Genomic DNA, 22,220 nt, shown 5'->3' with positions numbered 1-22,220 from the left:
ATTTTAAACCATAAAAAATTAAATATGGCTCCACCCTGTTTTTTCAAAATGAAGAGAATTACCGAAATGATCTTTAAAAATGACTACTTCAGGTTCTTTTGTGCACCAACCAATTTTAGTCAAAGGAATTCCTGAACGTTCGCTGGAAATTAATGCTTTTTCTTCAAACATTGGTGGAATAGATAATAACAATTCATAATCATCACCACCTGTTAAGCAAGTTTCTAAGTAATCATGCTTGAGCTTTAATGCTTGTCTAGAAAAAGGAATTCGATCAACTTCAATGTAAGCTCCAACTTGACTTTGTCGAGAAAGATGACCTAAATCTTGTATGAACCCATCGGAAATATCTAAACCTGCAGAGGCAAAATCATTAGCAAAAAGGTTTATTCGAGGTTGTGGTATATGATAACGATCAACTAATTCCTTATACTCATCCTTTATCTTACCCTGTAAAACAAGAAGTCCAAGCGCGCTATCACCGAGAGTGCCCGTCACCCATAATCCATCCCCTGGTTTTGCATTATTCCGTCGCAATGCTTTCCCCTTCTCTACTTTACCTATCATAGTCAAAGAAAAAACTTGTTGCACTGAGTTTCTAGTTGTATCCCCTCCGAAAAGTGAAAAACCAAATTCTTCTTGATCTTCTTTCAATCCTTTGACAAAACTTTCAAACCAAAATTTTTTAAAACAATTTTCAGGTAAAGATAATGTCATTAAATACCCTAAGGGTTGTGCCCCCATTGCAGCCAGATCAGATAAATTGCTTCTCAATAGCTTTTTAGCCACTAAATAACCACTGTCATCAGGGAAAAAATGTACACCCGACACCATAGCATCGGTTGTCATGACTAACTCGTATTTGTTATCACAATTTAATACCGCAGCATCATCTGATAGTCCCAATGCCGCTTGTCCAGCAAGAGGCTTGAAATAATTTTCAATCATTTCAAATTCAGCGGCTAATTTTATTTTCAAAAAATATTCTCATTAGAAGTATTAAAACTCAATCTAAACATAATCTTACTTCTTTACCCAGTCGATTTAAAACTCCATTAATCAGTGTAGATTCATCCCCTTCACAAAAAGCATGAGTAACGTCAAGATATTCATTAATAATAACCGCTGTAGGCGGATTTTGTTCATGAAAAATCATTTCGGCGGTTGCTGATCTTAGAATAGATCGAACAATGGGATCAATACGTTCAAAAGGCCAATCTTTTGGAAGAACTTTAACTATAGCTTCATCAATTTTTTTACGATTTAAATAAAAATGCTCTACAACACAACGAAATAATTCAATATTAGGTATCCGGGTTTTGCCATCCTCATAATCGTTTTTATTACATTTTTTATTGCTACACCGATAAAGTAAAAACTGCTCTATAAGGGTTGTCATTGAACATTCACTGTCTTGATCCCATTGAAACAATGCTTGTACAGAAGCTATACGAGTTAACGTGCGTGGTCTATATATATTTTTTTCGGCGTTAGTCATATTAATTTTAAAAGCTTTCAAAAATGAAAATCTGTAAGTAGTTTATTTTTATTTTTCGTGATGTTCCATTTGCTGTAAAATTTCGGCAAAGTCATTGATTACTTTAAAGTCACAATAAACGCTTGCAAAACGCACATAAGCAATCTTATCAATGTCTTTCAACATATGCATAGCCGTTTCACCAATTTTTTCTGAAGAAACTACATTTTCACCCAGATCAATAAATTGTTTTTCAATTTTACAGGCTATCTGATCTATTTGTGTTGCCTGTATAGGTCTTTTTCTAGCGGCTAATTCTATTGATCTTATAAGTTTTTCTTTTTCAAAGGGAACCCTATGTCCGTTACGTTTCATAACCATAATTTCACAAGGTTGTAATCGCTCAACAGTTGTGAATCGTTCGTGACATTTAGTGCATTCACGTCTACGACGAATCGCCGTTCCATCCTCTGTAGGACGGCTATCTTTAACCATGGTCTCCTCGTTCCCACAATAAGGACAGAACATCGTTACCCTTTATTAAAAACACCTATTATGAACTGTATATAGTGATTAAGTTTGAATAATTCCATTGTTATTAATAAATACAGTTCTACTATATTCTGTTTGATATACCAGCATTTATATATCTAAGTTAGAAACTTTCAAGGCATTATCTACAATAAAGTCACGCCTTGGCTCAACGACATCTCCCATTAAAGTGGTAAAAACTTGATCCGCTTCTTCACTATCGCCAACTTTAACCTGTAGTAACGTTCGAGTTGCTGGATCAAGCGTTGTATCCCATAATTGATCGTCATTCATTTCACCCAATCCTTTAAATCGATTAATAACTAATCCTTTCTTTCCACTGTTAATTAGTTTTTCATAAATGTCACTGGGTCCACTTACAACTTCTTCTTTATTATCAATCTTTAACATTGCTGGACTGCTAAAGTCTCTAATCAACACATTCTGATGCTCATAAATCCAACGAATATTTTTACCAGCCAAGATGGATTGAGGTAAAAAATAAACTTCTTTAATACCCCTTACCGTTCGAGCAATTTCTAACCCAGCAGCGTTCATGGTTACCTTCCAATTACGTTCATTCGCTTTTGAAAGAGCATCTAACTTTTCCTCTAGACTGAAAATATGTTGGGCCATTAATTCATGATCTAATTTTAATGTATCGCAAATTACGGCCTGCTCTAATATCCATAGAGGCACATATATTTCCAATTCCTTTAACCTTTGTATAATCAATGAATAATTGTTGACCTCTTTTACTAATTCACTCCCTGTAATTTCTCTATTATTTGAAAGTGTTAAAACGCAATTTTGGATAGATTTATCAAGCAAATACTGTTCCAAAGCAAAATCATTTTTAAGATAACGTTCGTCACTACCTCTTTTCGCGCGATATAATGGAGGTTGAGCAATATAGACGTATCCTTGCTCAATAAGTTCGGGCATTTGTCTAAAGAAAAAGGTTAATAATAAAGTACGAATATGGGAACCATCAACATCCGCGTCCGTCATAATAACAATTTTATGATAACGTAGTTTATTGATTGAAAAACCACCTTGCTCAATACTCCCCCGACCTATACCAGTGCCTAGTGCTGTAATTAAAGTACCAATCTCAGCGGAATTTAACATTCTATCAAAACGTGCACGCTCAACATTAAGAATTTTTCCTCTTAAAGGCAAAATAGCTTGAAAACGTCTGTCTCTTCCTTGCTTAGCGGTTCCGCCAGCAGAATCTCCCTCTACAATGAAAATTTCTGACTTTGAGGGATCTCTTTCCTGACAATCGGCTAATTTTCCAGGTAGAGAAGAAACATCTAAAACACCTTTACGACGGGTTAGTTCTCTTGCTTTACGGGCAGCTTCTCGTGCTGAGGCAGCTTCCAAGGCCTTGCTAATAATAATTTTTGCTTCTTTAGGATGTGTTTCAAACCAATGACCCAGCGCATCAGTAATACAACTTTGTACAACAGGTTGAACTTCTGAAGAAACCAATTTGTCTTTTGTTTGCGATGAAAATTTAGGATCAGGAACTTTTACAGACAATACTGCCGTTAGCCCTTCGCGCATATCTTCACCGGAAAGTGCTAAAGTTTCTTTTTTATTAATAATATTTTCAGAATATTTTGTAACAATACGAGTTAATGCTTGTCTAAACCCAGCCAGATGGGTTCCACCATCTTTTTGAGGAATATTATTGGTAAAACAAACCACGTGTTCATTGTAACTATCACTCCAGACTAACGAGCATTCAACTTTTATATTACTTTTCTTGTGATAAATACTTCCTACAATTGGCTCAATAAGATTGTTTTTTGCCCTTGTTAACCATTTAACAAATTCTTCTAATCCGCCTTGATAATGAAAATGTTCAACTAAGGGCTGTTCTTCCCGATTATCCGTCAATACTATTTTCAAACCAGAATTCAAAAATGCCAATTCTCTTAGTCTCCTGGTAAGGATACTAAATTCGAACATGATATGGGTAAATACTGCCTCACTGGGTTTAAAAGTTACCTCAGTACCTGTAGGCTCTCCACTTTCTCCTACTTCAATAAGAGCTTGTATGGTTTCACCGTTTTCAAAGCGAATATAATATTCTTTACCATTTCGCCAAATGCGAACTTCCATCCACTCTGACAGCGCATTCACTACTGCTGCCCCAACCCCATGAAGCCCACCAGAAACTTTATAGGAATTTTGATTAAATTTTCCACCAGCATGCAGCTTCGTTAAAACGACTTCAGCAGCGCTTATTCCTTCTTCCGAATGCGTATCTATTGGTATACCTCTGCCATTATCCCTTACGGTTACGCTACCGTCTTTATTAAGGAACAAAAAACATTGATCGGCAAAACCTGCTTGTGCTTCATCTACAGCATTATCAACAATTTCGAAAACCATGTGATGAAGACCAGAGCCATCGTCTGTATCACCAATATACATTCCAGGTCTTTTTCTAACCGCTTCAAGACCTCTTAGAACAGAAATTGATGAAGCGTCATACCCTTCCTCAACATTCGATCCAATAAAATTTGGCGAAGAGTGCAGAGAAAAATCTTTAGGTGTATCCATATTTTGTTAGGCTCCAAAGCAACATTTTACCATGTGTCTTTTTAATTGATAATCTAAATTAAAAACAAACTGATCTTAGCAGGTTTAACTAAGAAAAACTAATACTCATACGATTATGCCTTGATCAATATTCAGAAACTCAAAATCCTGACCAGAAGTTTCAAAAGGTGCTTTATCAGTACCCGTTGAAATAACAAATCCTTCATAACAATCAAGGGTATTTAAAAGAGCAGCTCGATAATTTACATCTAAATGAACTAAGGGTTCATCCAAAAGTAAAAAAGGAAGTGTCTTTTCTTTTATCTTGATATATTCACACAGCTTTAAAATTATCCCAACCAATAAAGCTTTTTGTTGCCCCGTGCTTGCTAAATTGGCATTGAACAAGGAATATTTATCTCGAAAAACAACATCTGATCGATGGACACCATAACGCGTCAATTTATGCTCGGCATCTTCAAATCTTTTATTTTTCCAATACTCGCGTAGATTATCCTCTACAATTAAAGCAGGATTATGATCAAGATTCTCTGAAATAGGACAGTTTAAAACAAGTTCGGTGTCCGGAAAAGAAAAAGAAGATAACTGGTTCAATTGTTTTACAAATAAATTACGTGTTGCAGCAATTGCTACAGCATGGCAAGCCATTGATTCTTCTATCGCATTTAACCATAAGTGATCGTAACATTTTTCTGCCAGCAATTTATTTCTCTGTGACATTGATTTTTCATAAGCAGCAATTTCTTTCGAATGATAAGACTCACTACTAAAAATCAAACGGTCTAAAAAACGTCTTCGTCCAGATGATCCTTCTAAAAATAAACGGTCCATCTGTGGCGTTAACCAAACGATCGAAAGATGTTTAGAAAGTGAGTGTTGATTTTTTAAAGGTTGGCCATTTAAACGAAATTGTCTTTTTATGCTATTTGGTAAGCATCCAGTAGAAATAGTATAAGTACCAACCAAATCATTATGAATATTTGCCTGAATACCCCAACCACAATCTTGTTTATCGTTTTTAATAAACGCTTCCGTTAAACTTCGTCTTAGTCCTCTTCCTGAAACTAATAATGAAAGTGCCTCTAATAAATTCGTTTTACCACTGCCGTTAGGTCCAAATACTACAACTTTCTGTCGTTTAGGCTCCCAAATAAATCGTTCATAATTTCTAAAATTAATTAAGGAAAGCCCATTTAAACTCGTCATGCAAATTGCTAATATGTTTTACCTATTCATACTTATACCCGCATAGGCATAAGAACATACAATGCGGAGAGATCTTCAACATCGCGAACAATTGTAGGAGATGCATTATCCGCCATTATAAACTCAACTTGGCTATCAATTTGATCGGTAATATCATTCAAATAACGTGCTTGAAATCCTATTTCCAAAGGACCAGAGTCATAATGTATTTGATTTTCATCAAGCTCTTCTTTAGCATTACCTTGATCAGCACTCGAAGCGGATATAATAAGAGATTGATTGTCCAATGATAACTTAACAGGCCTTGATCGTTCCATACTGATTGCCGCAACACGAGCAACGGCCATTGAAAAATCCTGTTTATCCACCCTTAAAATTTTTGTGTTATTTTTAGGAATAACTCTTTCATACTCAGGAAAGGTTCCGTCAATCAATTTAGAAGTTAAGGTAACTTTACCCAATTTAAATTGAATACGGGTTTCAGATAAGGAAATTTCGACAGTTTCTGTTGAATCTTCAAGCAGCTTATAAACTTCATAGATCGTCTTACGAGGAATAATCACACCCGGTATTGTTGAAGCACCTTCAGGAACTTGCGACTCAACCCGAGCTAGTCGATGACCATCAGTTGCTACCGCACACAATTTGCTCTCCCCACCATCGTCCTGCTTTATATGAATATAAATTCCATTCAAATAATAACGTGTCTCCTCTGTCGAAATCGCAAATCGTGTCTGTTCTATAAGTTTTTTTAAAATCTCTGCGCTTAAAGTAAAACGATGAGGAAACATATCCGAGGTCATACTCGGAAAATCTTCAACACTTATGACATTTAAACTGGTGGCATATTTACCAGCACGTAATGACAACGGTGTATCCTCGCTGGTATGATAAAGCTCAATCATAGCATTTTCTGGAAGTTTACGGACTATTTCATAAAGAACCGAAGCCGGAGCGGTTACTGATCCCTCTTCGAGAATCTCAGCCGCTATAGTTTCAACAATAGCAATTTCCATATCCGTGGCCGTTAATGTCAACTGATTATCGCCACACACAATAAGGACGTTTGCAAGAATAGGTATTGTATTACGTTTTTCAGCCACGCTCTGTATATGGGCAAGTGCCTTGAGTAAAATTGCACGTTCAACTTTTAGCTTCATGGATTTATTACCTACTCAATAGTTTAAACTTTAAAGCAATGAATTTACTTAATAAAATAACTTGACAAAAATATCGTTAAGTCTCAAGCATTCTGCGCAATAATTCAACATCTTCCGCAAAACTACTATCTTTTTCCATCAGATCCGAAACTCGACTGATCGCATGCATGACAGTTGTATGATCACGATTTCCGAATTTCCGGCCAATTTCAGGAAGTGAACGGCTTGTAAGCAGTTTAGCCAAATACATAGCAATCTGCCTGGGCCTTGCCACAGCACGGGCTCTTCTTGCCGAAGTCATATCGGTTTGTCTTATATTACAATGTTCAGCAACCTTACGTTGAATTTCCTCAATAGTAACACGTCGTTCATGGGACTTTAAGATATCATGCAGAACCTCTTGAGTTGCTTCCAAGGTTATAGGTCTACCAAACAAGTTGGCATGCGCTATCAATCGATTAAGCGCTCCTTCGAGCTCTCGAACATTTGACGTAATTTTATGCGCTAAAAATTCCATTACTTTCGAAGAAATAATTGCATTCGCACATGCTGCTTTGGCTTCAAGTATGGATATACGAAGCTCGTATGTGGTTGCGTGGATATCCGCCACCATACCGCACCCAAGACGGGTACGCAATCGATCTTCTAAACCTGAAAGATCAGAAGGCGATTTATCAGCAGAAACAATAATTTGTCTACCCGCATCAATTAACGCGTTAAATGTATGGAAGAATTCTTCTTGGGTATTATCTTTACCAATAAGGAACTGAAGGTCATCAATCATCAATACATCGACAGAACGTAATTCTTCTTTAAATTCTATAGTAGATTGCGATCGTATCGAAGCTATAAATCGGTACATAAATTTTTCTGCCGACATATAAGATACAGATATATTTCCAACTTTGGCTAATTCAAATCCAATAGCATGCATAAGATGTGTTTTTCCCAACCCAACTCCGCCATATAAAAATAACGGGTTAAAACCAGGGCTGGATGGCTTTTCGGCGACACGCCTTGAACATGCATATGCAAATTCATTAGGTTTACCTACAACAAAATTATCAAAAGTAAAACGTGGATCCAGTTGATGTTGTAATCCTGTCTTCACTTCCTCTTCGCTTGACGCAGAATTTGATGAATTTTTGCTCACGGCAGAATTGGTAAACAACTTACTTTTTGTAGGAATGTGAAGTGATTTTTTTTCACTGGACTTCGTAAGAGAATCTTCAAGATTCGTATCAGAAGATCCAGTTTGTTCTAATAAACTTAACTCAACACGTCGTATTTGTGGAAGTTCCATATTCCATAGTTGATTAAGCTTAGAATTATATTGCGCTCTAACCCAATCCCGAAGAAAGCGTGTGGGAAGATAAAGTGTAAGTTCGTCTTCTTCTATTTCACCTAAAATTATCTGTTGAAGCCACGTACGATACTCAACGTCCCCTACCTCAGATTTCAATCGATTGCAAATACGATTCCAATGAATACTCAAAATTGATTTTAACGTCGTTGGATCAGCATCTTGCAAAGACAAATTGACTTGTTCAGATTCTTTTGGGAATTCGGACATCTTTTCAGAGGCTCATTGATATAGGTTAAGTGTTATAGCGGATAATATACCCCTTCTTACATTTAATAAAGAACCAATTACCGTTAGAGCTATCCAAATGGAACGGATAACGTTTTAAACAATACCTTAATAAACTCAACGGTTTATGGAAACAACATTAAATTAAGACAAAAGACGCTATTAGACAGATGCTAATTTTTTTATTTTCTGTGACAAGCGTGACAGTTTACGTGCAACCGTGTTTTTATGCATCACTCCTTTTAAACATGCTCTTTGCAATTCAGGTTGAGCAGTTTTAAAGGCTATATTGGCTTCCTCTTTATTTCCAGCCAAAACAGCTTCCTCTACTTTTTTTATAAACGTACGCACTCTTGAACGACGCGCTTTGTTACGTTCAGTACGTTTTAAAGTTTGACGTATGCGTTTACGCGCAGATGCGATATTCGCCATTGATTTCCCATTACCTCATTAATAATATTTGTTACCTAGACATGCAATTAACTGGTTCTTACTGATTTAATAAAGCTTCGTCAAGAAAATAATCACTGTTAATGCTGACAATATTCACAATAAAAGCTTGACCTGCCTGACTGTTTCACACGTTTGATAAAATTGGATTTTCCAAATTTTAAGCACCGTTTGCAAAACTGATTTTCTCTATTATAAACATACCAACAAAATTGAAAGTTCCCTTTTTTACCATCAGCGTGCACATAATCACGCATGCTTGATCCTCCTGCATGAATAGCTTGCTTAAGCACACTTTGTATTGCCTTGATTAATTTTAATATCTCGAGATCAGACAACGTGTTAAAGCGTCTTAACGGAGATATTTTAGCTAAAAACAAAGCTTCACACACGTATATATTTCCTAATCCAGCAATAATGTGCTGATCTAAAAGCAAATTTTTGATAGGAACTTTAGAGGCATTAGCTCTTTTTTTCAATTCAGAACAAAGTTTATCTAATGCTTGACTGGATACTAAAGGCTCTGGCCCCATCTTTCTCAACAAGGGATGAACTTCAGAGCTGTTATATAAATCAATTAAACCAAAACGTCTGGCATCTATATAGTGTACAGAATAACCTTCTTTGGTTAAAAGGGTAAAATGTTCATGTTTAGCTGGTGTTAATTTATCCCTATTTTCCATAGAGTTTATTATAATTTTCCCAGACATCCCTAAATGAATTAAAATTGTCAGTTGGTTATTTAACTCTATTGATATATATTTACCCCGTCGGGTAAAAATCATCATCCTTGCCCCAATAATATGAGTAGACAAAGAATTAGATAGAGGGATACGGAGTGTTTCACGATGACATTTTGCAAACACAATGGTCTGTTTTTTAAGTTTATCCTCTAAATTCTTCTTGACTATTTCCACTTCAGGTAATTCTGGCATTATTTTCTCTGTGTAGTATAAAATCATGAACGATAGCACACATCCTTCTTCTTATGAGGAAGAAAATTTAAATACAGATTTTGGTTTTCGTACGGTTAAAAGCAAAGAAAAACCAACGCTTGTGAAAGCTGTCTTTGACAGTGTTGCCTACAAGTATGACATTATGAACGATTTAATGTCACTCGGTATACATCGTATTTGGAAACATATTTTCTTGAAAGAATTATCTCCACGACCAAGCCTAACGCTTTTGGATCTTGCTGGTGGAACAGGGGATATTTCTTTTGGTTGGTTAAAAAATGGTGGTGGTAAAGCCTATTTGACAGATATAAATTACAATATGCTTAAAATTGGACAAACTCGATCACTTGATCAGGGGTTCATAAACAATATTCACCTATTCTGTGTCGATGGTGAACACATATCTTTATCTGATCAATCCGTTGATCGTGTTAGCATTTCATTCGGATTAAGAAATTGTACACACAAAGAAAAAGTTTTATCTGAAGCCAAAAGAGTTTTAAAACCAGGGGGCAGGTTTCTCTGCTTAGAATTTTCTAAAGTAACCTTACCAACATTGGAACGACTCTACAATGTATGGTCCTTTCAAGCGTTACCCCGCATTGGTCAATTGGTTGCTCATGATAGAGATAGCTATCAATACCTAGCCGAAAGTATACGAACCTTTCCGAACCAAGAAAAATTAAAATCTATGATGGAAGAAGCGGGGATGGAAAACGTTACGTATAAAAACCTGTCAGGAGGAATAGCGTGCATACATTCCGGCTGGCGTATATAAAATAAAGAATGAAAATGAGTAAACACATATTATTAATTGTTAGCGGTGGTATTGCCGCTTATAAATCCCTTGAACTCATTCGTCTATGCAAAAAAAATGATTTTTCAGTAACCTGTGTACTTACAAAAGGCGGGGAACAGTTTGTAACCCCCTTATCCCTACAGACACTGAGCGGTAAGAAGGTACATCAAGATCTATTTTCTTTGGATTCTGAAAGCACAATTGATCATATAACCTTAAGTCGTAAAACGGATATTATTGTTATTTATCCTGCAAGCGCAAATTTAATAGCAAAACTTGCTTATGGTATGGCTGATGATCTGGCATCAACACTTTTACTTGCAAAACCTTCCACGACTCCTCTGTATATTGCCCCCGCAATGAATAATAAAATGTGGGAAAATGAGGCAACTCAACGTAATATCATTTGCCTTAAAAACGCAGGCATTCATTTTATTGGTCCCGATTCGGGGGACCTTGCTTGTGGTGAACAAGGATTAGGCAAATTATCTTCTCCTGAAACTGTCATTAAAAACATAAAATTTGCTTTTGCAAACACTGGAGTGCTGAGCGGTAAAAAAGCTTTAGTTACCGCTGGTCCTACTTACGAACCTATTGATCCTGTACGTTTTATAGGGAACCGCTCTTCAGGCAGGCAAGGCTATGCTATTGCTGAATATTTGCAAAAAGCTGGAGCCGAAGTTACCTTGATTTCTGGTCCTGTAAACCTCTCCCCTCCAAATGGCGTAGCGGTAATTCCAGTAAATACAGCCGATGAGATGCTAAGTACTTGTTCCAAAGTACTGCCAGTAGATATTGCTGTTATGACGGCTGCGGTAAGTGATTGGAAAATAAAAAATTATTCTTCTAAAAAAATAAAAAAGGATTTTAATAATCCTCCACCAGCTTTAGAACTTACCCCTAACAAAGATATTTTAGCTTGGATATCCAGCGAAACCCTTGAACGCCCTAGACTTGTGGTTGGGTTTGCGGCGGAAACGCATGATATTATTGAGAACGCTAAAGCTAAAAGAGAGCGCAAAAAATGTGACTGGATTATCGTTAACGATGTGAAAGAAAACACAAAAATTATGGGAGGAGTAGAAAATGAGGTGACAATCATAACTTCCTCTGGTATGCAACATTTATGTCGGGCCGATAAAAAACATATTGGTCGATTAATAACTCAAGAAATAATAAATTTTTTCGCTTAATCATAAGGGGTACGTTATGACCTTAACACCCTATACTACTGTGATGGTAAAACGTTTGGAACATGCCAAAAATTTACCTTTACCCTCTTATGCTACTTTTGGTTCAGCCGGTATGGATTTATGTGCTGCTGTTACTGAACCTGTAATTCTTAAAGCTTACGACAGGGCTTTAATACCTACTGGGCTTCAAATTGCTTTACCTTCTGGGTTTGAACTACAAATTCGCCCTCGTTCTGGTCTTGCTTTTAATTATGGAATCACTCTTTTAAATACACCTGGCACGATTGACGAAGACTATCGTGGCGAAATAAAAGTTGTTCTTATAAATACAGATCATAACAGTTTCATTGTTGAGCGCGGTATGCGTATTGCTCAAGCAATTTTAATCCCTGTAGTCAAATATAATTGGTGTGAAGTCGAAAATCTTGACGCTACCGAACGATCGTGTAGCGGTTTCGGCAGTACGGGAATATAGATTCCCCGAAATCTCCACAAATAATACTTACCTTTTTTTCGTGACGAAATCATTTTTCGTTCTCTAATAATCTATTATAAACAAGGATAGAGGCGGGTCTTATGGCAAACCAAAATATCCCCGCCAGCGTTGCCATACGTGCAAAACCTAATTTCTTTGATGTGTTCACCATATTGCTCATCATCGCTACAGGAATTACAATTGCATCCGCAACGCGGCACATTTATATGCCTACGGCAGAAGTTATACACTTAGAACCAAGATATCTTCCACGCTATGCATTATTAACTACGTTACGTATGTTCGTTGCTTTAATAGCGTCGTTAATATTTACATTTACCTACGGTGTACTTGCAGCAAAAAGTAAAAGAGCAGAACGTATACTTATTCCTATTATCGATATATTGCAGTCTGTACCTGTTTTAGGATTTCTGACCTTTACGATCGTTTTCTTCATGAATTTGTTTCCAGGCAAAATATTGGGCGTAGAATTAGCTGCAGTTTTTGCAATATTTACTGCTCAAGCTTGGAATATGGCGTTAAGTTTATATCAAACATTAAAGACAATTCCCGAAGATATGAGTGAAGTTGCCCAAAGCTTTGGCCTTACCGGTTGGCAACGTTTTTGGAAATTAGAAGCCCCTGCGGCAATGCCTGGACTTATCTGGAATACCATGATGTCTATGTCTGGCAGTTGGTTCATGATCGTTTTTTCCGAAACCGTAACGGTCAACAACAAAGATATTGTTCTTCCTGGCATAGGCTCTTATGCCGCAGAAGCCATCAGCCAAAGTAATATTAATGCTATATACTATGCAATAATTGCCATGTTTTTAGTTATATTAGTATACGATCAGCTTTTATTTCGTCCATTGGTTGCTTGGGCTGAAAAATTTAGATTTGAAACCACCCAAAGCGATTATTCTAAAACGCCATGGCTATTAAAATTTTTCCAACGCACGAGTTTTATTCGTTGGTTAAACGATCATATAGCTATGATGAATCACGCTATAGCTATGTTACCCATCGGTAAGCGCCCTTTTTCTGTCAATAAATACAAAGTTCCTTCTAAAGTAATCGATATTTTCTATATTCCTTTTGTCATTGTATTGACCGTCGGGTTTGCCTATTACATCTATAATTCTTTGCATCAACAATGGACCATGGCTGAGGCTTTGCATGTATTTTGGTTAGGAATTTTATCACTCGTTCGTATTGCCATTATATTAGTGGTAGCGAGTATTATTTGGTTACCAATAGGGATTTGGCTCGGGTTACGTCCAGAATGGGCAAAAAAAAGCCAAGTTATCAGCCAATTTTTGGCCGCTTTCCCAGCCAACTTATTGTTTCCATTTTTTGTCATGGCAATCGTACATTACAATCTAAATAGCAACATATGGTTAACACCTCTTATGATTCTAGGGGCACAATGGTATATTTTGTTTAATGTCATTGCGGGGGCTTCTACGCTTCCCGGTGATCTACGCGAAGTTGCCAAAAACTTTAACATCAAAGGCAAACTTTGGTGGTTTAAAATTATAATACCAGCAGTATTTCCATACTACGTAACTGGTGCTCTCACCGCTTACGGTGGGGCATGGAATGCTACAATTGCTGCAGAATTAGCAAGTTGGGGAAAAACCACCTTAGTTGCTGATGGACTTGGTGCATATATATCGCTCGCAACCAGTAGTGGTGACATGTTCAAACTAGGTTTAGGCATGGTCGTTATGTCCGCCTATGTAATTTTATTTAATCACATCTTATGGCAGCCCCTATACAATTACTCAAAACGTCGTTTTGCAATCGCTTAAGAGAAAAATCCTATGAATACAAATACAAACCAAGAAATCCTTATCGATGTCAAAAATTGTCAACAATCCTATCCTAAAGACAATAATTCTCAACTAATCGTACTGGACAACGTTGAGCTAACCATTAAAAGTGGCGAAATTGTAGGGTTACTCGGACGCTCTGGGTCAGGGAAATCCACTCTACTTCGCATAATGGCTGGGCTACTTTCTCCTACAAAAGGTGAAATTCGTTGGAGGAATAAATTATTGCAAGGACCAGCTGAAGGAATTGCAATGGTTTTCCAATCGTTTGCACTTTTTCCTTGGCTAACCGTGCAAGACAATGTGCAAATCGGTTTAGAAGCCAAGCGCGTTCCTAAAAAAGAGTGCCAACGTTTAGCAGAAGAAGCCATTGATTTGATTGGACTTGGCGGATATGAAAAAGCTTATCCAAAAGAATTGTCGGGTGGTATGCGTCAACGTGTTGGATTAGCCAGAGCATTGGTAGTACATCCTGATTTGCTGCTAATGGATGAACCCTTTTCTGCCTTAGACGTTTTGACCGCAGAGAATTTAAGAACCGATCTCATTGATTTATGGGTAGAAAAAAAATTACCCGTTAAATCAATCCTTATGGTAACACATAGTATTGAAGAAGCCGTATTAATGTGCGATCGAATCTTAATTTTCTCATCAAATCCTGGTCGCGTTGTCAAAGAGATTGCTGTACCCTTTCCCCGCCCACGCAATAGAGAAGCCCCAGCATTTCGTCAATTTGTTGACCGCGTCTATACGTTGCTTACACAAACAATTTCAAACAACTTTGAAGAAAAAAATGTAAATACGGTAAATAATCAATCTCCTTTTACTGCCTTGCCTTTAATATCGATGAGTTTAATGATGGGAATGTTGGAAGCTTTATTAGCTGAACCCTACTCCGGAAAAGCTGATATGCCTCAACTTGCACAAAGTTTACAAATGGAGCTAGACGATTTGCTTCCAATTGGTGAGGCACTGCAAATGTTAAAATTTGCAGTGATGGCTGAAGGGGACATCGTTCTCAGTGATTTGGGTAAACAATTGGTCAACGCAGAGAACGAAGATCGAAAACGAATTTTTAGGCATAGCGTTTTTAAAAATGTGCCTTTGATGCGTGCTATTCGAGATGTATTGGATGAACGACCTAACCATAAAGCAAGTGCAGAGCGTTTTAGAGACGAATTACAAGACAATATGTCACGCGATTACGCCAGAGAAACCCTCTCCACCATTATTGGATGGGCACGTTATGCTGAGATCTTTGATTTTGATGAAGAAGCGGATCAATTTTTCTTAGACAAAGATGATAAGACCATACATGACTAAAGTTAATTCTTTAAAAACCTAAAAAATTTTTTACGAGCGTTTAGCACCTTTGGAGCAATTACAGCACGACAGTAAGCTGCTTCATGGTGCAACTCGTAATAATTTTGATGCTCGAATTCTGCGGGATAAAATTGCTCAAGCATTTTAAACTCAGTCACAATAGGCAAAGACCATATTTTTTCTTCTTCAATCTTCTTTTTAACGGCAAATGCACGTTTCATTTGATCAAGGGTTGAAGGTAAAATTATAGAACGATATTGTGATCCTATATCCATACCTTGAGCATTAACCGTCGTAGGATCATGGATGAGAAAAAATATGTATAACATTTCTTCTAAGGATATAGAGGAAGAATCAAAAGTAATTCTTACAACTTCTGCGTGACCTGTTTGTCCTTTACACACTTCCTCGTATGTAGGCGATACAAAATGACCCCCTGCATAACCCGGTTCAATTTTACAAATAAATTTAAAATTTTTATAGACTGCCTCTAAACACCAAAAACAGCCGCCTCCTAAAACAATGGTCTCTAGTTTTTTATTAATTTCGTCAGGTTGAACCAATTTGTACCTCCTCCATTAATAACAACGACCCCAACTATTTAAATCACGATATGTGCCTAGCAGCTCCACAGTATTTTTTAATACAATAACATACTTATCCTTATTTTATTGAAAACGATTTAAAGCTAGCTTTAAACGATTTTCTTCGCTTTGGAGTTTAACTACTCTCTCTCGCGTCTCTTGAATGATTTCAGCTTTGGCCTTTTTCATAAAATTTTCATTTGATAACTTATTTTGAATTCTTTCTAATTCTTGGCTTAACTTAAATAATTCTTTAGAGAGTCTGTTCTTTTCTTTGTCAAAATTAACAATATTTTCAAGAGGAAAAATAAATGTTGCTCCATGAATGCTTGTCTGTATAGAATTTTTTGAAGAAAAATCTTGAACTACTTCTATGGAAGCAATTTTAACCATGCGTTTGATTGTTTCAGACCATCGTTGTATAATAACAAAGAATTCAGATTGAATATCTTTGATCAACAATGGAATAAATTTTGCTGATGGAACCCCAATTTCCGATCGCAACCCTCTTAATTGAGAGATAAGAGTGATGATATAATTAATTTCTTGAACGGACTGCTGATTGTCCAAACCTCCACATTTTTTGAAGTCGGGCCATTGAGCAATCATTAACGTTCCCTTGTCGCCAAAAGAAAACGCTGACCATAGTTCCTCGGTAACAAAAGGAATAATCGGATGCAAAACAATCAATAAATTCTTTAAAATATAAGCACTTACCGATCGAGTTTCAGAAACTAAATGAACATCATCACTTTTGAAAGCTATTTTAGCAAATTCCAAATACCAATCACAAAATTTATCCCACGTAAAATGATAACAAAGCGAAGCATATTCATCAAATCGATAAGCTTCTAGAGACTGATCAATTTTAAGAATAACGTTGGAAAGTTCATTAAGTATCCAACGGTTTAAAGGAAAAGCTATCCCTTCCAGAGAAAAATCCTCCTTAAGAAATACAGTATTCATCTCACAAAAGCGAGCAGCATTCCATATTTTGGTAATAAAAGAACGGTATTCTTCAATTCTTTTCTTCCCTAACTTTATATCTCTACCTGGACCCGTTAATGCACAAACGGTAAAACGCATCGCATCGGCACCATATTCGTTAATGATCTCCAAGGGATCTATACCATTTCCCTTGGTTTTGGACATTTTCTGCCCTTTTTCATCTCGAACTAACCCATGCAGATAAACCGTATGAAAAGGAACATCTTTTTTGAAATGCATTCCCATCATCATCATGCGGGCAACCCAAAAAAAGATGATGTCAAATCCCGTGATGAGCACATTGCTCGGATAATATCGTTGTAATTCGGGAGTATTTTCTGGCCATCCTAGGGTTGTAAATGGCCACAATGCTGAAGAAAACCACGTATCAAGAACATCATCGTCTCGACGCAAAACCTGTGTGGAACCATAGTGCTTAAGTGCCTGTTCTTCTGCTTCTTTTTCATCATAACAAACAAAAACAGTATCGTCTGGCCCATACCATGCAGGTATTTGGTGCCCCCACCAAAGCTGACGACTAATGCACCAAGGTTTTAATTCTTTCATCCAAGCAAAATACGTGTTTTCCCATTGCTTGGGAACGAACTGTATACGACCATCTTGCACCGCTTTGATAGCAGGTTTTGAAAGGGTTGCCGCGTCACAATACCACTGCGTCGTTAGCCTTGGCTCAATGATAGCTCCACTTCGTTCAGCATGAGGAACTTGATGACGATAAGTTTCTACTTTTTCCAAAAGCGCCAATTGCTCTAGTTTTTCAATAATTGCGTTTCTGGCTTTCTCCCGCGACATACCTTGCAGACTAGAAAGAAAAACTGTTTTGTCACCTTCTTTAATTTCATGAAGATCAATATTTGCTTCTGCATCTAAAATAGTTATAAGCTCTAGATTATGACGTCGGCCAACCTCGAAATCATTAAAATCGTGTGCAGGTGTAATCTTAACCGCCCCTGTACCTTTGCTTGGATCTGAATATTCATCAGCGATAATAGGAATAACGCGTTCTGTAAGCGGCAAACGTACATAACGACCAATCCACTGTTTATACCGTTCATCGCTAGGATGCACAGCCACTGCAACATCCCCCAGCATCGTTTCAGGTCGAGTGGTCGCGACGGTTATAAAATGCTGATTTGATCCCTCAATAGGGTATCGAATATACCAAAGATGCCCATTAATTTCTTTATTCTCAACTTCTAAATCGGAAACAGCTGAGCGAAAATGAGGATCCCAATTTACCAAGCGTCTATCCTGATAAATTAACCCTTCTCGATAAAGCGTCACAAATACCTTTTTTACCGCTTCGGATAAACCATCATCAAGGGTGAACCGTTCGCGTTTCCAATCTAAAGAAGCACCTAATCGTCTTAACTGCTTGGTAATTTCCCCGCCTGACTCTTTCTTCCACTGCCACACATGCTCAAGAAACGCATCACGGCCGATTTTTTTTCGATCAATTCCTTGCTGCGATAATTTGCGATCCACAACAAGTTGTGTTGATATACCTGCGTGATCGGTTCCAGGTTGCCACAACACATCATAGCCTTGCAACCTTCTCCACCGAACAACGATATCTTGTAATGTCATGGTTAACGCGTGCCCCATATGCAAAGTACCAGTGACATTAGGTGGCGGAATCATAATGGTAAAAGGTGTTTTACTTACGTATTCAGGATGAGCGGCAAAATACTCAGACTGCTCCCAAATTTTATAAATCTCATCTTCAACAGACGCTGGGGAAAAAAATTTGTTTAACATAAACTCAATAAATTAATTTTAGATTATAGAAAATTACTAATGTGCTAACGACCTGGTTGATCTTGGGCATAATCGCTTATACCCCACCACTTATTTTTAACAGCATTGTAATATGCTGTATAATCATAATGCGGTACATTTAATTTTAAATCTTGAGCAGTTAATCGACCAATTGCGGCAGCCACTGCATAAGAAGAAGCAACCATACTACCCAAATTCTGTATAAGCGCATTTTGAGAACTTAACAAAGTTTGTTGTTGTTGCAACATTTCTAAGGTTGTACTCGTCCCCACAACGGCTTGTTTTTCTACTCCAGCCAAAGCAACTATATTAGCCGCAATCGCCGCACGATTACTAGCAATGGAAGTTCTAGCCGCCTGTAACTTTTGCCAATTTGATGCAGCCAATTGCATAGCTGTTCGTCTTTGCGAACTAACTTGACGATGAGCTGCTTGGGCCTGTTGTTTTGCTTGACGTATAGCAGAATATTCGGAACCGCTTTGATAAATTGGGAGTGTCATCTGTAACGTCCCCATTTTGCTGTCTTGCATATTTTGACCCACACCTTGATCTTTAAACCGCATGTAGGCCAAATTTGCATTAATCTTTGGCATAATTTCAGAGATAGCAACATTTACCGCTGCTTTTTGTGCTGCTTCGGTGAATAAAGCAGTTATAACATCAGGATTATTAGAGGCTGCTTTGGCAATTGCTTCCTGCTCGGTTTTAACCGGAAGAACAAGAGGTTGAGGAGGTTTTAAATTGGGTGCTGGTGCAATGCCTACGACTTGGGTATAAGTAGCTTGTGCTTCTCTTAAAGCACCCTCGGCTGTTTGTCGTTGTGCTCTAGCTGTTGCTAAGGCAGCTTCAGCTTGTGCAGTATCCGTCCGGGTAATCTCACCGGAAATAAAACGTTGGTTGGTTGCTTTAACCTGTTCAGCTAATATTTTCTCGTTATTAATATTAATTTGTAAAAGTTGCTCGCCTTCAATAACTGCAATATAGGCATCAACAACTTTGGTAAAAACTTGTTGTTCTGTAGAAAGTAATTTTGCTCTCTCAGCCATAACTTGACTTACTGATTGATGAGTCTTTGCTGTGGTTTTACCTCCCTGATAAATAGGTTGTGTTATACTAACTTGAGCAGCATAACCTAACTGACCATTTGAACTTTGAATTGATTTTGGACTCGTGATAATTTGTCCATAACTTTCGTATTGAGAACTTCCTGTACTATTTCCTTGCGTGATAAAGCCCGCAAGAGATGTTTGAACCGTAGGACGCCATCCTGCACGAGCTGTAGAGACATTTTCATCCGTAGCTCGTAAGGTAGCGCGTTCTTGTTGCAAATCAGGATTGGTAAGGTAAGCCGTTGCCAAAGCTTCTTCTAATGTATGAGGAATGAACTTTGGAGAACCCGTGCCATCATAATTTTGTGCAAATGCAGTTGAACTTACTAAAAAAGTAATGAAGGGTACTGCCAAATATCTAAAATGTCTCATTGCAACCACCTTAATGTATTAATCCCTTAATATTATTTTAATCAAATAGCATTTGGCGCAATTAAAAATCACCTAAAATAGGTAAATCTGCATAAAAGCTATACCGCTTTGTTAAGCCATTTATTGTTTTCTCAAAACGCGCTACTGCAGGAGCTCGCCCTGCTTCATTTACTACAGATATAATACAACCATTAACTAACAATTGCTCGGAAATTTCTTCTGGCACTTCTCGAATAGCACCATCAATCAATATACTATCATACATAGAATGCTGAGGACAGCCTTGAGAAAAAGAACCATGGTGCCAGACAACATTCAACGCATAATCGAGACAAAACAATTTGCCTTTTGCTAAAAGATCCTCATCTTCTTCAACGGAAATCACTTGAGAACCCAATAAAGATAGGACTGAGGCTAGATAACCTGTTGAACCACCTAAAATCATAATCTTTTGATCTAATTTTATCTCTGCAAGCTGAATCATTCGAGCCATCACTCTTGGTTCAGTGAACACTCGATTTTTACCTAATGGCAAACTCATATCCGCATAAGCCATATCTTGATACAACGGCTCAACACATTGTTCTCTTGGCAAAACACGCATAATTTCAATAAGTTGTCTATGATTAACCCCAGCTGGACGTAACTGATTTTCAACCATATTTTGTCTAAATTGTTGGTAATAAGACGACGAAAAATTCATTAATTTCCCAAAATTCAATGTGTAGTTTAAATTAATTATCACGAATTCACTTAAGATGAAAAGAAAAGATTGTGTCTATTTTTTTCTTGACCTTTTATCATTTGTAGATGATATAGACATTTACTAACTATCACTAGCTAGGGTCCGGTGGCAGAGTGGCTCATGCAGCGGATTGCAAATCCGTTTACGGGGGTTCAATTCCCTCCCGGACCTTGTTTACAAAACCCTATCATTTTGTTTTACCTTTAAATGTAAAAAGATATAATCTTTGAGCCAATTGGGTGATAACAAATCAATCCACTTTAAAAGAATAAAAAACTTAGGAATAATCAATTCCCTTTTATTGGTTTCGATCGCTTTCGTAATACGTTGAATGGCTTTTTCTAACTTTAACATCCCTAATTTATTGCATTCTAATCTTTGACTTAAAGGAGTATCAATAAAACCTGGTGTAATCAAAGTAACTGATACGTTGTGTTTTTTAAGAGATAAATGTAAAGACTGTGCAAATCGCCAAAGGCCTGCTTTGGAACTGCAGTAAGCAGAAGCAAAAGGCAAAGAATGGAATCCAGCGACAGAGCCTAAGAAAACTATTCGTCCATTTATTTTTTTTTGTATCATTTGATTAGCTATTTCGGTTGCCATTAGGCAAGGCGTAACGTAATTTAATTGTGCCATATAAAAAATTTGACTGGGTTCTTCTAAAATATATTTTTGATTTTTTATATCTCCTGAACCAGCTGCCAGAATAACTAAATCTAAAAAAGTATGGGCCAAAATCTCATTCAATTTCTCCAAAGCATTGGAAGGGATGGACAAATTGAGCGCACAAATAAATACCGTTGCTCCTATACGTTCACAATATTTTTTTGTCTCTTGCAATCTTTTTTCTGATTGACCCCACAAAAACAGCGTCACCCCTGACTTGGCATAATATAAGGCAAGCGCTTTACCAATACCGCTTGACGCTCCCGTAATTAAAATCGATTTTGGATTAAATACTTTAAACATTTTATTAATTTCTTATTGCAACTAGGAGAATTCTCTATCTATCAGAATAAAAACTCTTTATATAACTATTTTTTAAAACTAGCT

19 protein-coding genes and 1 tRNA gene are annotated in these 22,220 nt (G+C 37.2%); 6 read left to right on the top strand and 14 right to left on the bottom strand.

The window, feature by feature from the left end:
• Positions 1 to 18 precede the first annotated feature (18 nt).
• The 9 genes from thiL to mutM all read right to left on the bottom strand — a co-directional run bounded on the left by thiL (position 19) and on the right by mutM (position 9,924).
• Positions 19 to 978, bottom strand: coding sequence for a thiamine-phosphate kinase (gene thiL / locus AABE15_RS08855; RefSeq protein ID WP_338330933.1), 960 nt, complete (start codon positions 976 to 978; stop codon positions 19 to 21).
• Between the two features lie 28 nt (positions 979 to 1,006).
• Positions 1,007 to 1,498 (bottom strand): transcription antitermination factor NusB, encoded by a 492-nt coding sequence (gene nusB / locus AABE15_RS08850; RefSeq protein WP_338330932.1) that lies wholly within the window; start codon positions 1,496 to 1,498, stop codon positions 1,007 to 1,009.
• Positions 1,499 to 1,546: 48 nt separating this feature from the next.
• Entirely contained in the window at positions 1,547 to 2,005 is a 459-nt protein-coding gene (nrdR, locus tag AABE15_RS08845; RefSeq protein ID WP_338330931.1) for a transcriptional regulator NrdR, read from the bottom strand.
• 114 nt (positions 2,006 to 2,119) lie between these two features.
• On the bottom strand, positions 2,120 to 4,582 hold the full coding sequence (gene gyrB / locus AABE15_RS08840; RefSeq protein WP_338330930.1) for a DNA topoisomerase (ATP-hydrolyzing) subunit B: 2,463 nt from the start codon (positions 4,580 to 4,582) through the stop codon (positions 2,120 to 2,122).
• A gap of 105 nt (positions 4,583 to 4,687) precedes the next feature.
• Positions 4,688 to 5,788: a DNA replication/repair protein RecF gene (gene recF / locus AABE15_RS08835; RefSeq protein ID WP_338330929.1), complete on the bottom strand. Its 1,101-nt coding sequence runs from the start codon at positions 5,786 to 5,788 to the stop codon at positions 4,688 to 4,690.
• 32 nt (positions 5,789 to 5,820) lie between these two features.
• The gene (dnaN, locus tag AABE15_RS08830) at positions 5,821 to 6,948 is read right to left on the bottom strand and encodes a DNA polymerase III subunit beta (protein WP_338330928.1); all 1,128 of its coding nucleotides are present in this window, start codon (positions 6,946 to 6,948) and stop codon (positions 5,821 to 5,823) included.
• 76 nt (positions 6,949 to 7,024) lie between these two features.
• Positions 7,025 to 8,521, bottom strand: a complete 1,497-nt coding sequence (gene dnaA / locus AABE15_RS08825) for a chromosomal replication initiator protein DnaA (protein ID WP_338330927.1) — start codon at positions 8,519 to 8,521, stop codon at positions 7,025 to 7,027.
• 180 nt (positions 8,522 to 8,701) lie between these two features.
• Positions 8,702 to 8,971, bottom strand: a complete 270-nt coding sequence (gene rpsT / locus AABE15_RS08820) for a 30S ribosomal protein S20 (protein ID WP_338330926.1) — start codon at positions 8,969 to 8,971, stop codon at positions 8,702 to 8,704.
• Between the two features lie 98 nt (positions 8,972 to 9,069).
• Entirely contained in the window at positions 9,070 to 9,924 is an 855-nt protein-coding gene (gene mutM / locus AABE15_RS08815; protein WP_338330925.1) for a bifunctional DNA-formamidopyrimidine glycosylase/DNA-(apurinic or apyrimidinic site) lyase, read from the bottom strand.
• A 25-nt stretch (positions 9,925 to 9,949) separates the two neighbouring features.
• Here mutM and AABE15_RS08810 point away from each other — a divergent pair, with 25 nt between their 5' ends.
• The 5 genes from AABE15_RS08810 (at position 9,950) to AABE15_RS08790 (ending at position 15,570) form a co-directional block, all read left to right on the top strand.
• Complete coding sequence (locus AABE15_RS08810; protein ID WP_338330924.1) at positions 9,950 to 10,723, top strand: class I SAM-dependent methyltransferase; 774 nt, start codon at positions 9,950 to 9,952, stop codon at positions 10,721 to 10,723.
• 14 nt (positions 10,724 to 10,737) lie between these two features.
• On the top strand, positions 10,738 to 11,937 hold the full coding sequence (coaBC, locus tag AABE15_RS08805; protein WP_338330923.1) for a bifunctional phosphopantothenoylcysteine decarboxylase/phosphopantothenate--cysteine ligase CoaBC: 1,200 nt from the start codon (positions 10,738 to 10,740) through the stop codon (positions 11,935 to 11,937).
• A gap of 16 nt (positions 11,938 to 11,953) precedes the next feature.
• Complete coding sequence (dut, locus tag AABE15_RS08800) at positions 11,954 to 12,412, top strand: dUTP diphosphatase (protein ID WP_338330922.1); 459 nt, start codon at positions 11,954 to 11,956, stop codon at positions 12,410 to 12,412.
• Positions 12,413 to 12,513: 101 nt separating this feature from the next.
• A complete protein-coding gene (locus tag AABE15_RS08795) occupies positions 12,514 to 14,226 on the top strand; it encodes an ABC transporter permease subunit (protein ID WP_338330921.1) in 1,713 nt (570 codons plus the stop codon).
• A 12-nt stretch (positions 14,227 to 14,238) separates the two neighbouring features.
• Positions 14,239 to 15,570, top strand: coding sequence for a nitrate/sulfonate/bicarbonate ABC transporter ATP-binding protein (locus AABE15_RS08790; RefSeq protein ID WP_338330920.1), 1,332 nt, complete (start codon positions 14,239 to 14,241; stop codon positions 15,568 to 15,570).
• 2 nt (positions 15,571 to 15,572) lie between these two features.
• Here the strand turns inward: AABE15_RS08790 and msrA are convergent, their stop codons facing one another.
• From msrA to AABE15_RS08770, 4 genes are all read right to left on the bottom strand, one after another.
• Positions 15,573 to 16,133, bottom strand: coding sequence for a peptide-methionine (S)-S-oxide reductase MsrA (gene msrA, locus AABE15_RS08785; protein ID WP_338330919.1), 561 nt, complete (start codon positions 16,131 to 16,133; stop codon positions 15,573 to 15,575).
• A gap of 105 nt (positions 16,134 to 16,238) precedes the next feature.
• Positions 16,239 to 18,920 carry a valine--tRNA ligase gene (locus tag AABE15_RS08780; RefSeq protein WP_338330918.1) on the bottom strand — a complete coding sequence of 894 codons (2,682 nt, stop codon included), beginning with the start codon at positions 18,918 to 18,920 and terminating at the stop codon, positions 16,239 to 16,241.
• A gap of 44 nt (positions 18,921 to 18,964) precedes the next feature.
• Positions 18,965 to 20,422 (bottom strand): TolC family outer membrane protein, encoded by a 1,458-nt coding sequence (locus AABE15_RS08775; RefSeq protein WP_338330917.1) that lies wholly within the window; start codon positions 20,420 to 20,422, stop codon positions 18,965 to 18,967.
• Between the two features lie 61 nt (positions 20,423 to 20,483).
• Positions 20,484 to 21,125, bottom strand: a complete 642-nt coding sequence (locus AABE15_RS08770; protein WP_338330916.1) for a protein-L-isoaspartate O-methyltransferase — start codon at positions 21,123 to 21,125, stop codon at positions 20,484 to 20,486.
• 141 nt (positions 21,126 to 21,266) lie between these two features.
• Between AABE15_RS08770 and AABE15_RS08765 the strand changes: the two genes are divergently transcribed.
• Positions 21,267 to 21,338 (top strand) — tRNA-Cys (locus AABE15_RS08765).
• 3 nt (positions 21,339 to 21,341) lie between these two features.
• On the opposite strand, the gene AABE15_RS08760 is transcribed toward AABE15_RS08765, so the two are convergent.
• The gene (locus AABE15_RS08760) at positions 21,342 to 22,136 is read right to left on the bottom strand and encodes an SDR family NAD(P)-dependent oxidoreductase (RefSeq protein ID WP_338330915.1); all 795 of its coding nucleotides are present in this window, start codon (positions 22,134 to 22,136) and stop codon (positions 21,342 to 21,344) included.
• Between the last annotated feature and the right edge of the window lie 84 nt (positions 22,137 to 22,220).

Origin of the sequence: Commensalibacter sp. Nvir, assembly GCF_963921845.1 — a bacterium.
Classification (GTDB): domain Bacteria; phylum Pseudomonadota; class Alphaproteobacteria; order Acetobacterales; family Acetobacteraceae; genus Commensalibacter.
Note: the sequence above shows the minus strand (reverse complement) of the source record. Positions and strands in the feature narration are given on the sequence as shown.

Bases quoted from the DNA above. Each gene is read 5' to 3' on its own strand.
- nusB (WP_338330932.1), bottom strand. From the start codon at position 1,498: ATGACTAACGCCGAAAAAAATATATATAGACCACGCACGTTAACTCGT.
- nrdR (WP_338330931.1), bottom strand. From the start codon at position 2,005: ATGTTCTGTCCTTATTGTGGGAACGAGGAGACCATGGTTAAAGATAGC.
- gyrB (WP_338330930.1), bottom strand. From the start codon at position 4,582: ATGGATACACCTAAAGATTTTTCTCTGCACTCTTCGCCAAATTTTATT.
- recF (WP_338330929.1), bottom strand. From the start codon at position 5,788: ATGACGAGTTTAAATGGGCTTTCCTTAATTAATTTTAGAAATTATGAA.
- dnaN (WP_338330928.1), bottom strand. From the start codon at position 6,948: ATGAAGCTAAAAGTTGAACGTGCAATTTTACTCAAGGCACTTGCCCAT.
- dnaA (WP_338330927.1), bottom strand. From the start codon at position 8,521: ATGTCCGAATTCCCAAAAGAATCTGAACAAGTCAATTTGTCTTTGCAA.
- rpsT (WP_338330926.1), bottom strand. From the start codon at position 8,971: ATGGCGAATATCGCATCTGCGCGTAAACGCATACGTCAAACTTTAAAA.
- mutM (WP_338330925.1), bottom strand. From the start codon at position 9,924: ATGCCAGAATTACCTGAAGTGGAAATAGTCAAGAAGAATTTAGAGGAT.
- AABE15_RS08810 (WP_338330924.1), top strand. From the start codon at position 9,950: ATGAACGATAGCACACATCCTTCTTCTTATGAGGAAGAAAATTTAAAT.
- coaBC (WP_338330923.1), top strand. From the start codon at position 10,738: ATGAGTAAACACATATTATTAATTGTTAGCGGTGGTATTGCCGCTTAT.
- dut (WP_338330922.1), top strand. From the start codon at position 11,954: ATGACCTTAACACCCTATACTACTGTGATGGTAAAACGTTTGGAACAT.
- AABE15_RS08795 (WP_338330921.1), top strand. From the start codon at position 12,514: ATGGCAAACCAAAATATCCCCGCCAGCGTTGCCATACGTGCAAAACCT.
- AABE15_RS08790 (WP_338330920.1), top strand. From the start codon at position 14,239: ATGAATACAAATACAAACCAAGAAATCCTTATCGATGTCAAAAATTGT.
- AABE15_RS08780 (WP_338330918.1), bottom strand. From the start codon at position 18,920: ATGTTAAACAAATTTTTTTCCCCAGCGTCTGTTGAAGATGAGATTTAT.
- AABE15_RS08775 (WP_338330917.1), bottom strand. From the start codon at position 20,422: ATGAGACATTTTAGATATTTGGCAGTACCCTTCATTACTTTTTTAGTA.
- AABE15_RS08770 (WP_338330916.1), bottom strand. From the start codon at position 21,125: ATGAATTTTTCGTCGTCTTATTACCAACAATTTAGACAAAATATGGTT.
- AABE15_RS08760 (WP_338330915.1), bottom strand. From the start codon at position 22,136: ATGTTTAAAGTATTTAATCCAAAATCGATTTTAATTACGGGAGCGTCA.